The sequence below is a fragment of the Blastococcus sp. HT6-30 genome (assembly GCF_039729015.1).
In the GTDB taxonomy this organism is placed as follows: Bacteria; Actinomycetota; Actinomycetes; order Mycobacteriales; family Geodermatophilaceae; genus Blastococcus.
Genome location: NZ_CP155792.1, coordinates 71,804 through 84,627, shown reverse-complemented (window position 1 = coordinate 84,627; position 12,824 = coordinate 71,804). Strand labels below are relative to the sequence as shown.

Genomic DNA, 12,824 nt, shown 5'->3' with positions numbered 1-12,824 from the left:
CGCAGCGGCATCCACGCCGTGACATCCCTTCGCCAGCATGACCTGGTCAGGTTCGACGGGTGTGGTCTCAGCCCGCGCGACGGCGGACACCCCGTGTCACTCGGCAGCGACGGTACCCCACCTCCGGGCAGCGGCGTCGAAGAAGTCCAACTCCAGCCGCATCGCCCGGCGGTACGCCCGTCGCACCTCCGGGGTGTCCGCGGCGGTCCGGTCGAGCAGCGCCTCCAGCGTCGCGGCGAGCTGGTCGAACCCGGGGTCGGCGTAGGTGTCCACCCACTCCCGGTAGGGCCCGGTCGCCCGTGGAGCCAGCGCCTGACCGAGGTGCGCGTACAGCCGCATGCACGGCGTCATCGCCGCGCACGTCTGCCCGGCACCGCCCAGCGCGGCGGTGGCCAGCAGGAACTCGGTGTAGGCCAGCGTCGCCGGCGCGGGCTCCACGTCGGCCAGGTCGATGCCCCACCGGGCGGCGTAGCCGTCGTGCAGCCGCAGCTCGTCCCGGACGCCGGCCAGCAGGTCGGCGAACGTCTCCAGCGTGCCCCGGTCGCGGCTGTGCGCCACCCCGAGGGCGTAGCCGCGGGCGAACGCCTCGAGGAAGAACGCGTCCTGGGCGACGTATCCGGCGAAGCGCTCGCGGGGCAGCGACCCGTCGGCGATCCCCGTCACGAACGGGTGCGCCAGGGCGGCCCGCGCGAGGTCGGCGCTGCCGGCCCACAGCGCGGCGGAGAGCGTCATGCGGGCAGCGCCGTCGGCCAGAACGCCGTCTCCGCGTCGACCACCTCGAGGAAGACCGCGTCGACGGACGCCGCGTCGGCGACCGCCGCGTGGACGGCCGCATCGGCCGCCTCCTGGAGCAGCGCGACGTACGCGGCGAAGCCGGGAACCGTCCAGTGCTCGACGAACGCGCGGTAGGCCGGCGCGCCGGGCAGCGCCGAGGACCATGCGTCCAGGTACGTCCGCTCGATCGTCCACAGCGCGGTCAGCGCGGTCGCGACGTCGGCGCCGTCCAACCGCTCCAACAGCCGCGCATAGGCCTCGGTGGCCGGCAGCCGCGGCCCGCCGAGGTCCAGCCCCCGCACGGCGGCCTGCTCCTCGAACCAGGCCAGCTCCTCGACCAGCGCGACGCACCCCGCGGCCAGCACCGGCTGCGCGGCGCGTGGGGCGCGTGCCAGCAGCCGCGCCTGGAAGCGCAGGAGGTCCGCGACGAAGTGCGCGTCCTGCACCAGCCAGGTGTCGAACGCGGCGGCGGGCACGGTGCCGTCCCGGACGGCGCCGAGGAAGGGATGGCGGGTGGCTCCGCGCCAGGCGTCGGCGTGGCGGGCGAGCAGGTCGGTAACCGGCATGCCGGCCAACCTACGACGTGCGTATGGTGACGACGCCATGTGCGGGAGCTCGGGTCGACCGGGCTGAGAGGGCGACTGGACACGTCGCCGACCGCTGGAACCTGACCGGGTAATGCCGGCGTAGGGAGCGACCATGAGCACGTCGGACCACGTCCGTACCCCTGATGCACCCCTCACCCTCGGCGAGGCGCCACCACCCACGCTCGGCCTCCGGGACACGGTCGGCCTCTGGGCCAACCTCGGCGTCAGCCTGCTGCTGCCGGTGGCGGCGGTCTTCGTCGTGCTGCCGGGCCGGCCGCTGTCGGTGACCCTCGCCGCGATCGTCGTCGGCGCGGTCATCGGATCGGTCCTGCTGGGACTGGTCGCGGCAGCGGGTGCGCGGGAACGCGTACCGGGGATGGTGCTGCTGCGCGGCCTGCTCGGCCGGCGCACGTCCTGGCTGCCGACCGCGTTCAACCTCGTCCAGTGCATCGGCTGGGCGACGTTCGAGATCGTCATCATCGCCGAGGCCGCGTCGCGGGTGCTCGATGCACCCCGCTGGCCGTTCGTCCTCGCCGCGGGGGTGCTCGCGACCGCGATGGCGCTGCGGCCGCTCGGCGTCGTCCGCGTCCTGGCCCGCTACGCGGTCTGGGCCGCGCTGGCCGCCGTGGTCTACCTGTTCGTGCAGGTGCTGGCCGAGCCGCTGCCCCCGCTCGAGGGCGGCGGGGCGACGTCGTTCTGGACGGCGGCCGACGTCGTCATCGCGCTGCCGGTCTCGTGGCTGCCGCTGGCCGCCGACTACACCCGCCACGCGCGCAGCACCCGGGCCGCCGGCGTGGGCGCGGGCGTGGGTTACGGGCTCGCCACGGTCGCCATGTTCACCCTCGGCGTGCTGGCGCTGGCCGCCTACGGCAGCGGCGGGCTCGACGTGATCGACGCGCTGCTGGCCGTGCCGCTCGGCGCGCTGGCGGTGCTGGTGCTGGTCACCGTGGAGCTCGACGAAGCCTTCGCCAACGTCTATTCGACCGCGGTGTCTGCGCAGAACGTCGTCGGCCGGCTCGACCGGCGAGTGCTGGCGGTGGCCGTCGGCGGCGTCGCGACGCTGCTCGCGCTCAGCCTCGACGTGGTCGCCTACGAGCCGTTCCTCTTCCTCATCGGCGCGGTGTTCGTGCCGCTCGCCGGCGTGCTGCTGGTGGCCTACTGGCTCACCCCGCGCGGCGGCTGGGACACCTCCGACACCGCGCCGGCCCGGCCGCTGTACCTGCTGCCGTGGCTCGCCGGCTTCGTCGCCTACCAGCTCACGCTGCCCACGTACTTCCCCGGTCCGGGCTCGGGCTGGACGGCGTGGTGGAGCGCGCGGCAGGCCGACCTGGGCATCGATGCGGGCAACGGCTGGTCGGCGTCGCTGGTGGGTCTGGCCGTGGCCGTCGCCCTGACGCTGCCGCTGGTGCTCGCGGGCCGGCGCCGGTGACCGACGTCGCCGTCGCGGGCGGGGGGCTCGTCGGAATGGCGGTGGCCTGGCGCTCGGCGCTGCGCGGGCTGTCGGTGACCGTCGTCGACGACGCCCCGGGAACCGGTGCCTCGGCCGCCGCGGCCGGGATGCTCGCGCCGGTGACCGAGGCGGGCTACCGCGAGGAGGCGCTGCTGGGGCTGGGCACGGCCTCGCTGCAGCGCTGGCCCGCCTTCGCCGCTGAGCTGGAGGCGGCCTCCGGCCGGACGGTGGGTCTGCGCACCGCCGGCACGCTGGTGGTCGGCTTCGACGAGGACGACGTGCGCGAGCTCGACGCACTGCACGCCTTCCAGCGCGAGCTCGGCCTGGCCGTCGAGCGGCTGACCCCGCGCGAGGCCCGCCGCCGGGAACCGGCGCTGGCCACCCGGGTGCGCGGTGGGCTCCTGGTCCTGGGCGACCACTCCGTGGACGGCCGTGCCGTGCACGCCGCGCTGCTGGCCGCCGCAGAGACCGCGGGCGTCGCGGTCGTGCGCGGGCGGGTGGCCGACGTCGCCGTGGCCGGCGGCCGGGCCAGAGGGTTGCGGCTCGAGGACGGGACCACGGTGCCGGGTGACCGGGTGGTGCTCGCGCTCGGCGCGCACAGCGGCGGGCTGCCCAGCGTGCCGCCGCTGCCGGTACGACCGGTGAAGGGGCAGATCCTGCGGTTGGCCGGCGCGGGCGGGCTGCTCGAGGGCACGGTGCGCGCGCTGGTCCGCGGCCGGCACGTCTACCTCGTCCCCTACGGCGCGGACCGGCTGGTCGTCGGCGCCACCGTGGAGGACCGTGGCTTCGACGCCCGGGTGACCGCCGGCGGCGTGCACGACCTGCTGCACGACGCGATCGAGGTCGTTCCCGAGGTGGAGGAGCTGGAGCTCGCCGAGACGCTGGCCCGCTGGCGCCCGGGCACGCCGGACAACGCGCCGCTGCTCGGGCCGTCGCGGCTGCCCGGCCTGGTGCTGGCCACCGGCCACCACCGCAACGGCGTGCTGCTCACCCCGGTCACCGCGGAGGCGATCGCCGAGCTGCTTGCCACCGGCGCGCTGCCCGAGGTGGCCGCGTCGTTCACCGCCGACCGCTTCGCCGTCGGCTCGTCAGGGGAGGTTCGAGGATGCAGGTGACCGTCAACGGCGATCCGGCTGAGCTGGCCGACGGCGCGACCGTGGCCGACCTGGTGGCCGCCCGCGCCGGCGGGCACGACCGGATCGCCGTGGCCCGCAACGGCGACGTCGTCCCGCGCAGCAGCTGGGCGCAGACCCCGCTGGCCCCCGGCGACGCCGTCGAGGTGCTGGCCCCGACCGCAGGAGGGTGAGATGACGACCGACGACGTGCACACCGAGGGCCTGGCGTCCGCGCTGGCGCGGGAGGAGACGGCCGACCCGTTCCTGCTGGGCGGGCAGACCTTCCGCTCGCGGCTGCTTCTCGGCACCGGCGGGGTACCCAGCCTGGAGGCCCTCGAGGCCGCGGTGCGCGCGTCGGGCACCCAGCTGGTCACCGTGGCGCTGCGCCGGGTGGAGGCTTCGGCGTCCGGCTCGATGATGCAGGTCCTGGAGCGTGCCGGGGTCCAGCTGCTGCCCAACACCGCCGGCTGCCGGACCGCCAGGGAAGCCGTGCGCACCGCCCGGCTGGCCCGCGAGGCGTTCGGCACCCCCTGGGTGAAGCTCGAGGTGATCGGCGACGACCGCACGCTGCTCCCCGATGCCGTCGAGCTGCTCGACGCCGCCGAGCAGCTGGTCGCCGAGGGGTTCACCGTGCTCGCCTACACCACCGACGACCCGGTGCTCGGTCGCCGCCTCGCCGACGCCGGCTGTGCCGCGGTCATGCCGCTGGGCTCCCCGATCGGCAGCGGTCTGGGGATCCGCAACCCGCACAACATCGCCCTCCTGCGCGAGGCGGTCGCCGTACCGGTGGTCCTCGACGCCGGCATCGGCACCGCCTCCGACGCCGCGCTGGCCATGGAGCTCGGCTGTGACGCGGTGCTGCTGGCCTCGGCCGTCACCCGCGCCCGCGATCCCGAGCGCATGGCGCTGGCGATGCGCCAGGCGGTCGAGGGCGGCCGCTCGGCGAAGCTCGCGGGTCGCATCCCGCGCCGCTGGCACGCCGAGGCCTCGACGTCGTTCGAGGGTCTGCCCGGGCTGTGACGGTTCCCCGGCTGCTCGTCGTGACCGACCGGACGCAGGCGTCCCGGCCGTTGCCGGACGTGGTGGCCGCAGCCGTGGCCGCCGGCGCGCGGGCGGTGCTGCTGCGGGACAAGGACCTGTCGCTCGGGGATCGGCGCGCCCTGACCGGGGAGCTGCGCGCGGTGCTCGACCCGGTGGGCGGCCTGCTGGTGTGGGGCGGCGCGGCCGGGGCGCCGGCAGGCACGGCGGTGCACCTGTCGGCCGACGACCCGTTCCCGGCGGTGCGCCCTCCGCTGGTGGGGCGCTCCTGCCACTCGGTGGCCGAACTGGCCGGGGCCGCAGCCGAGGGCTGTGACTGGGTCTCCCTCTCCCCGATCTTCCCCACGTCGTCCAAGCCCGGTTACGGCCCGGCGCTCGGACTGGACGGGCTGGCCGCACTGGTCCCGGCGGCGCCGCCGGTGCTCGCCCTGGGCGGCGTGCGACCGGAGCACGTCCCCGGCTGCCTGGCTGCCGGCGCGCACGGCGTCGCCGTCATGGGAGCGGCCATGCGGGAGCCCGCCGTCGTGGCCGACCACCTCGCTGCGCTCGCGGGAGCCACGTACCCAGCAGGGGACCGCCTCGGCGCCGGGAATGCGGGATCCTGATGCGCTGTGGTCCTCCGCCGCGGGCCGTCAGCGCGTCTGACCCGAGGGTGCTCGGGAGAAGCCCGCCGAACGGTCGGTCTCTGCTTACAGGGGGAAGCAGAGACCGACCGTCCACCGACCACACCCCCGGCCGCGTCGTGGCCCGCGACCTGGCGGTCCGGCACTCCTCACGGCGCGCGTGGGTGCTCGCCGGCGTCGACCTGACCGGGTACTGGTCACCGGTGTTCGTCGGCTGATCTCCCTCGTCGGTGTGATGTGGGCGACTTCGGGTTTGATCCGCCTCGCGGAGGCCGATAGGAGATTGTTCGGTCGGCACGGGCATCGCGTCGGCCCGGGACCGAGGGGCACACACGTGACAGGGCAGGCGGCCGGCACCAGCTGGCCGTCGGCGTTCCCGCCGCCCGCTGATCCGGTGCTCTCCTGGCAGCTGCGGGACGTCGCCGAGCTCCCCGCCGTCCGCGCGCAGGTGCGGGCGCGCGTGGACGGAGCCGACGCCGACGACCTCCTCGACCGGCTGGTGCTCGCGCTCGACGAGATGGCTTCCAACGCGCTGCGGCACGGCGGCGGGGGCGTGCGCGCAGCGGTCCGCCGCACCGGGAGGGCCTACCTCGTCGAGGTCTCCGACCAGGCGGCGCAGACGCCGCCCACGCCGGCGGTCGGCCGCGATCCCAGCCTCGGTGGCCTGGGCCTGTACCTCATCGCCGAACTCGCGCCCCAGCACGGCTGGTACGTCGACGGCGGCGCCAAGCACGTCTGGGCGCTGCTCGCCGGCTGAGCCTCGCGCCGTGCTGACCCGCTCAGTCCTGGGGGTGCAGCCGGATGGCCACGAGCGCGACGTCGTCCTGCAGCCCCTCGGGTCGCAAGCGCTCGATCACCGCGTCGCACAGCTCGGGCAGCGGCCGGTCGGCCAGTTCCCCCAGCGCCGCCCTGAGCCGGGCCGTGCCCTCGTCGAGCGAGAGGTCGCGTCCCTCCACCAGCCCGTCGGTGTAGAGCAGCACCGTCGTCCCCCGCGGCACGGTCACCACCGTCTCGGTCCGCCGAGCGCCGGCGTCCACCCCGAGCATGAGCTCGGCCCGCTCCCCGGCCAGCTCCTCCATCCGGCCGTCGGGCCGGAGCACGAGCGGCGGCGGGTGCCCGGCGTTCGACCAGCGCAACCGGGTCACGCCCGCGGCACGCTCCTCGGCGGTCTGCTGGATCCGCACGATCGCGGCGGTCGCCAGCGTGCCCATGCCCAGGCCCTGGACGGCGGCGTCGAGCTCGGCCAGCACGGCGGCCGGGCCGATGCTGTCGCGGTAGCCGATGCCCCGCAGCATCCCGCGCAGCTGCCCCATGGCCGCGGCCGCCTCGGTGTCGTGGCCGACGACGTCGCCGATGACCAGCATCGTGGCGCCCGACGGCTGCACGAAGGCGTCGTACCAGTCACCGCCGACCTCGGCGACGGCCATCGCCGGGAGGTAGCGCACCACGATCTCGGAGTGGTCCGGCTGCGGCGGCGCGGTGAGCAGGCTGCGCTGCAACCCCTCGGCCAGCCGCCGCTGCTGCTCGTAGAGCCGGGCGTTGTCCAGCGCCAGCGCGACCCGCCCGGCGATGTCCCGCGCCGTCGCGACGTCCTCGTCGTCGGGCACCGGCCGGTCCGGCGAGCGGTAGACGCTGAGCGCACCGAGCGTCCGGCCGCGGGCCGTCATGGGCAGCGTCATCGCCGATCGCGGGGCCAGGGCCGAGAAGGCATCGCTCACCGGGCCGGGCGGCAGCGTCCGGCCGACGGCCGCGCCGACGTCGGGAACGACGAGCGACTGACCGGAGGCCAGCGCCCGCAGGACGGGCGCGTCCGGCTGCAGGGCCGCCAGCCGGGTGGCCGCGTACGCGGCCACCACGTCCCGGCGTTCCGCGTCGCGGTGCCAGCTGGCGACGTCGCGCATCCGCCCGTCGGCGTCGACGAGGCTGATGATGACCCAGTCCCCGAGCTCCGGGATGAGCAGCCCGGCGACCCGCTGCAGCGCGGCCTTCTCGTTCTCCCGGCTGTCGAGCGAGGCGGCCATCGCCGTCGTGGCGTGCGCGACCAGGCCGAGGCGGGAGGCGCTGCGGCGGGCCTGCTCCCCGGCCGCACGGCGTTCGCTCACGTCGAGGAAGGACACCGACAGCCCGTCGGGCGTGGGCCAGGCGCGCACCTCGAACCACGCGTCCAGCGGCGGCGGGTAGTAGGCCTCGAACAGCCGCTCGTCACCGCTGGCCACGGCCGCCCGGTACTGCCGTTCGAAGTCGCTGCCCACGGCGGCCGGGAAGAGCTCCCAGACGACGCCCCCGAGCAGCTCCTCGCGGGAGGCGCCCAGCACCCGCTCGGCCTCGGCGTTCACGTAGGTGAAGCGCCACTCCCGGTCCAGGGAGAAGAACGACGCCTTCATCGCCTCCAGGAGGCGGGCGATGCGGACGTCCTCCTGCCGCTGTGGCGTGGTGTCGTAGCCGGCCCCGAGCAGCCGCGCCGCGGCCCCGCTGTCGTCGGCGACCGCCCGGCCCCGGCCACGCACCCAGCGGGTCTGCCCGGCCGGCAGCACGACGCGGAACTCGGCGTCGTACTCGCCGACCGTCTCGACGGCGGTCTGCAGGGCCTCCAACGTCCGCTCGCGGTCGTCGGGGTGCAGGCGCGCCGCGAACGACTCGATCGTCTCCTGGAAGTTCGCCCGCTCGTAGCCGAACAGGGCGAGCATCCGGTCGTCCCACAGCAGCCGCCCGGTCTCCAGGTTCCAGTCGAAGCTGCCGATGCCCGCGGCGTCGATGGCCAGCTCGAAGCGCAGCCGGTGGGCCTCGTACTCGGCAGTGAGCGCCATGAGCTGCAGCTCGGTGCCCACGGAGTCGGCGAGCTGGCGGAGCAGGGCGACGTCCCGGTCGGTCCAGCGCCGCGGCCGGGACTCGTACACGCACAGCGCACCGATCGGCCGGCCGGTCACGCGCAGCGGGATGCCGAGGTATGCCCCGACCTCCCCGCTGCGGACCGGGGCCCGGTCGGACACCCGCTGGTCCCGGGCGGCGTCCGGCACGACGACGGGCGCGTCGGCGGCGACGGCGACGGCGCACAGCGACTCGGCCAGCGGCAGCCGGGCCCCGATGCCGCCCGGCGGCAGCCCGGTCCCGGCCACCGCGGTCTGCACGTCGCCGACGAGGGAGACCTGTGCGGAGTCGCACTCCAGCAGCCGGGTGGCCAGGTCGGTCAGGCGCTGGAGGCTGCGGTCGCCGAGGGCCTCCCCGGCCAGCCGGCGCACCAGCTCGGCGCCGTCCTCGGAGCCGGACGCCGCACCGTCGTGGGCGCCCGAAGGGGCCGGCCCGTCGGGGAGCTCGGCGGCGGTCACGGGGGGCTTGCCTCCACAGGCGGTCCGCGGGGTGGCCGACGGCACGGTTGCTCCGGTACGCGGCGAGGTAGAGGCTTTCACACCCGCCGCCGACCGTGCGCATCACGGGCGCGAAACGGAGGGAGGGGGCCGGGGGCGGTGCCCGGGAGCCGGGGCGGGCGCCCGGCCGGGAACCGGACCGCCGGGCGGTCCGGCCCGCTCCGGCGGGCGCCCGCCGTCCGGCGGGAGAGCGGACGGGAGGTCCCGTCCACCGGCACGTGCGCACGGTTCCCGGGGACGTCGTCCCACGCTGCCCCGGAGCGCCGGTACCTGGACGTCGGACGTCGGCCCGGAGACGTCGACACCCCTTCCGGCCGCAGGCCGGTGGCGCGCCGCGCCGCAACCGGGTAGGCACCGGCCGGTCAGAGACCCGGTGGTCGCGGGGGGATCGCGCCAGCGGGCACCGGCAGGAGGCCTGTCGTCCACCTCGCGGGACGGTTCCGGGTCCGCGGTCCACGCCGCCAGTCATCCGGGCCTCCCTGGAGGGTCCGCGCGCGTCCTGCGGTGCAGGAGCCGTGCGGGGGAACGAGGCCGGGTAGGACGAGCGGAGCGGTCCGCGGCGCCCGGAGGGGCACCGTCGGAGGTGGGCCAGGTGCGGCCGAGGTCGGCCGAGGGGGGACGTGCTCGCAGGACCGAGTCGACGATCCGCGCCACCCGGGGAAGAGGGCGGCCGGTTCCGGCGTGCTCGACAGGAGAGCGGAAGACGGCGTTCCGCGGCTGGCTGCCGTGGTCGCGCTGCGCGGATCAGCTCGGCGCGGGCGGCGCCGGGCGGGTGTGCGACGGGGGTGCCCGCTCGGTGGACGGGCCGGGATCGGCGTCGTCCGCGGGCCGGGCTCGTCGCGGGGGGAGGGGCGAACCCCGGACCGGACACCCGGACGGGTCGCCCCGTGCACCGGCTCCACCCGACCCCCCGGGGGTTCTCGGTGCCGGTACCCGGGAGGTGCGGCCCGACCGGCCGGAGATGCGGACCGGGAAGGACGGCGGCGTGGGCCGCGCCCCGTACCGACCCGAGGACGCCCGCTCCCGCGGTCGAGGCGAGCCGACGCGTGGCTGCGACCCTGCCGAGGGTTCCGTGGCACCCGGGTGAGGGGGACGGCCGGTCGCGTCAGATGCGGCCGTACCGGTTCGCGATGCCGGCGAGGAGGCCGGTCCCGCGGAAAGGAGCGCCGCGGCGGGGGAAGGCGCCACGGGCTGGATCGAGGGGGTGCTGGGCAGCTCGCGCAGCACCACGGGTGGGTCGACGTCGCGCGGCGCCGGCCGGGCGGCACCGCCCCAGGCGAGGTGCTCGCCGCGCTCGCCGGCGCCCCACAGGGCCATCCGGCGGCCGAACGCGCGCACCGCGGCGCGGCGGCGGCCCGGCACGGGACCCGGGTGCGCGGGAGTGCGCCAGGCCAGGTTCTCGCCCTGCTCTCCCGCACCCCACATCGCCATCCGGCGGGTGATCCCGCGCAGCCCGCCCAGCGGCTGGCGGACGTGCTCGGGAACGACGAACACGCGCGGGGTGAGCGGGGCGGGCACGCGCGGAGCACGGGCCGGTGGAGCCGGCTGCACCGATCGCAGCGGCACGGGGCGGGTGGCCGTGCGGTGGGTGGCCGGACGGGGGTGCTGGCGCGGACGGGCGTCGTCGGCCCGGTCGAGGACGTCGATGAGGACCGCCAGCGTGCTGGCCGGCTCGCGGCCGGGCAGGTCGGCGCGAACGGCCGCCGAGGCCGACCGGCCGGCCCGCTGGCTGCTGCTCATGTCGCCTCCCGAAGTCGTGTCCGCAGCAGGGGAAGGTGCCGCGGACATGGAGAAAGGTAGGGACCGGAAACGTCCGGCAAGCGCTTCTGGGGCAGCCCTCCGAATGCGCGTGACCGAACCGTTGCCGAGCCATTCCCGAACGGCCGGTGACCCGTTCTCCCGCGCATGATCTTGTCGACTTGACGGTGCTCGCCGAGCGCGAAAACGGCTTTCGGAGGGCTCGGTCGTCCCGGGACCCGCCGCGGCGCGCCCGCGTGTCGGGCGCCTTCCCCGATCGGGCGCGCGCTCCTCCACCCCCTGGCGCGGGCCTCCTGGTGGAACGGCCCCGACCGGGCCACCCAGGGCCGGGACGCGTCCGCGGAGCCGACTGGGAGGATGCCGCGGTGACCGACCGCATCCCGCTGGTGATCGACACCGATCCGGGCATCGACGACGCCCTCGCCATCCTGCTGGCGCTGGCCAGCCCCGAGGTGGACCTGCGGCTGGTGACCACGGTGCACGGCAACGTCGAGCTGGCGCAGGTCACCGAGAACGCGCTGCGGGTGCTGCACCTGGCCGGCCGTTCGGACGTGCCGGTCGCCGCCGGGGCGCGGGCCTCGCTCGTCCACCCGCAGCCGGAGCGGGCCGGGCACGTGCACGGAACCGCAGGGCTCGGGGGCGTGGAGCTGGCGCCGTCCCCGGCGGCGGTGGACCCGCGCCCGGCCGTGACGGCCCTCGCCGAGCTGCTGCTGGCCTCCCCGCAGCCGGTGACCGTGGCCGCCATCGGCCCGCTCACCAACATCGCGCTGCTGCTCGCCGTCCACCCGGAGGCGGCCGGGCGCATCGGACGGCTGGTGGTCATGGGCGGGTCCGCCGGCCGGGGCGGCAACGTCACCGCGGCGGCGGAGTTCAACATCTGGTCCGACCCGGAGGCGGCGCAGGCGGTCTTCACCTCCGCGCTGCCCACGGTGATGGTGGGGCTCGACGTCACCCTGCCCACGGTCCTCACGGAGGAGGGCATTGCCCGCTTCGCCGCGGCAGGTCCCGTCGGGCGGCAGGCCGCAGCGATCCTGCAGCAGTACGTCGACCACGCCCGGAACGCCTACGGAACGGCCGGCGTCGTCGTGCACGACGCGCTGGCCCTCACCGAGGCGATCGCCCCGGGCAGCCTCGGCACGGTGCGGCGCGACGTCGTCGTCGACACCACGCTGGGTGCTGGCCGCGGCCAGACGCTGGTCGACCGGCGGTCGGTCGGCACGTCCACCGCCGCCGTGCAAGTGGCGGAGACCGTGGACAGCGACGCCGCCGTGGAGTTCCTCGTCTCCCGGCTGGCCCGCCTGGACTTCGGCTAGGCCCGCCGCACGACCCCGTCGACGATCCCTGCGGCGATGTCCCGCAGCTTGCGGTTGTACCGCTGGGAGGCCTGCCGGAGGACCTCGAACGCCTGCTCCGCATCGATCTGCTGCTGCGCCATCAGCACCCCCTTGGCCTGCTCGATGACGGCGCGCGACTCCATGGCGATGCGCATGTTGCGGGCGTCGTCGGCCAGCCGGGCGTGCGCGTCGGCGTTGGCGACCGCCACCGCGATCATCTCCGCCGCGCCCAGCCCTGCGGCCAGCGAGTCCGGCGACGCGAACGCCGCCACCTCGGTCGAGTAGGCGTTCAGCGCCCCGATGCTCGTGCCCTGGTAGGGCAGCGGTACCGACAGCGAGCTGCGCACCGCCGTCGTGCGGACGCGGGCGATGTAGGCCGGCCAGCGTTCCTCGACGTGCGTGTCGTCGATGCGGAGGACGACTCCCCCGCGGCCGGCGTCGAGGCAGGGACCGCTGCCCTCCGCGTACTGCAGCTCGTCGGCCTCCAGCGCCATCGCGCCGCAGTGGGCGGCGGTGAAGCCGGCCTCGTCCCGGACGAGGGTGGTCGACACCGCTTCGGCACCCGGGATCACGCGGGCCGCGATCGCGGCGATCTCCGTGAGCACGTCGGCGAGCTCACGGCCACCGAGACTGACCAGGCTGAGCTCTCGCAGGGCGTCTTCCACGCGGACAGTGTGCCCGGTGGGCAACTCACCGGTCGCCCCCCTTCGCGCACCGGGTCGGCATCGGTCAGGATGGTGCGACCGGATCCCCGTCCCCGCGCCGCCTGCGGAGCAGACG

General features: G+C 76.1%; 11 protein-coding genes and 2 riboswitches. Of the genes, 7 read left to right on the top strand and 4 right to left on the bottom strand.

Going from position 1 to position 12,824, the window contains the following annotated elements:
• Positions 1 to 7: 7 nt before the first annotated feature.
• Positions 8 to 104: riboswitch (TPP riboswitch) on the bottom strand.
• A complete protein-coding gene (locus tag ABC795_RS00380) occupies positions 97 to 732 on the bottom strand; it encodes a TenA family protein (RefSeq protein WP_347058800.1) in 636 nt (211 codons plus the stop codon). Its footprint overlaps the riboswitch before it by 8 nt.
• Entirely contained in the window at positions 729 to 1,340 is a 612-nt protein-coding gene (locus tag ABC795_RS00375) for a TenA family transcriptional regulator (protein ID WP_347058798.1), read from the bottom strand. The genes ABC795_RS00380 and ABC795_RS00375 overlap by 4 nt, the downstream gene beginning before the upstream one ends.
• 31 nt (positions 1,341 to 1,371) lie before the next feature.
• A riboswitch (TPP riboswitch) is annotated at positions 1,372 to 1,484 on the top strand.
• On the opposite strand from ABC795_RS00375, the gene ABC795_RS00370 reads away from it, so the two are divergent.
• The 6 genes from ABC795_RS00370 to ABC795_RS00345 all read left to right on the top strand — a co-directional run bounded on the left by ABC795_RS00370 (position 1,474) and on the right by ABC795_RS00345 (position 6,344).
• Positions 1,474 to 2,790, top strand: coding sequence for a cytosine permease (locus ABC795_RS00370; RefSeq protein ID WP_347058797.1), 1,317 nt, complete (start codon positions 1,474 to 1,476; stop codon positions 2,788 to 2,790). Its footprint overlaps the riboswitch before it by 11 nt.
• On the top strand, positions 2,787 to 3,926 hold the full coding sequence (thiO, locus tag ABC795_RS00365; protein WP_347058796.1) for a glycine oxidase ThiO: 1,140 nt from the start codon (positions 2,787 to 2,789) through the stop codon (positions 3,924 to 3,926). Before ABC795_RS00370 ends, thiO begins: the two co-directional genes overlap by 4 nt.
• Positions 3,917 to 4,117: a sulfur carrier protein ThiS gene (gene thiS, locus ABC795_RS00360; protein ID WP_347058795.1), complete on the top strand. Its 201-nt coding sequence runs from the start codon at positions 3,917 to 3,919 to the stop codon at positions 4,115 to 4,117. Before thiO ends, thiS begins: the two co-directional genes overlap by 10 nt.
• A gap of 1 nt (position 4,118) precedes the next feature.
• Entirely contained in the window at positions 4,119 to 4,946 is an 828-nt protein-coding gene (locus tag ABC795_RS00355) for a thiazole synthase (protein ID WP_347058794.1), read from the top strand.
• The gene (locus ABC795_RS00350) at positions 4,943 to 5,569 is read left to right on the top strand and encodes a thiamine phosphate synthase (RefSeq protein WP_347058793.1); all 627 of its coding nucleotides are present in this window, start codon (positions 4,943 to 4,945) and stop codon (positions 5,567 to 5,569) included. Before ABC795_RS00355 ends, ABC795_RS00350 begins: the two co-directional genes overlap by 4 nt.
• A gap of 352 nt (positions 5,570 to 5,921) precedes the next feature.
• On the top strand, positions 5,922 to 6,344 hold the full coding sequence (locus tag ABC795_RS00345; protein ID WP_347058792.1) for an ATP-binding protein: 423 nt from the start codon (positions 5,922 to 5,924) through the stop codon (positions 6,342 to 6,344).
• A 22-nt stretch (positions 6,345 to 6,366) separates the two neighbouring features.
• Here ABC795_RS00345 and ABC795_RS00340 read toward each other — a convergent pair whose 3' ends face one another.
• A complete protein-coding gene (locus tag ABC795_RS00340; protein WP_347058791.1) occupies positions 6,367 to 8,913 on the bottom strand; it encodes a SpoIIE family protein phosphatase in 2,547 nt (848 codons plus the stop codon).
• Between the two features lie 2,162 nt (positions 8,914 to 11,075).
• Here ABC795_RS00340 and ABC795_RS00335 point away from each other — a divergent pair.
• Positions 11,076 to 12,023 (top strand): nucleoside hydrolase, encoded by a 948-nt coding sequence (locus tag ABC795_RS00335; RefSeq protein ID WP_347058790.1) that lies wholly within the window; start codon positions 11,076 to 11,078, stop codon positions 12,021 to 12,023.
• On the opposite strand, the gene ABC795_RS00330 is transcribed toward ABC795_RS00335, so the two are convergent.
• Positions 12,020 to 12,709, bottom strand: coding sequence for a GAF and ANTAR domain-containing protein (locus ABC795_RS00330; protein WP_347058789.1), 690 nt, complete (start codon positions 12,707 to 12,709; stop codon positions 12,020 to 12,022). The genes ABC795_RS00335 and ABC795_RS00330 overlap by 4 nt on opposite strands.
• Between the last annotated feature and the right edge of the window lie 115 nt (positions 12,710 to 12,824).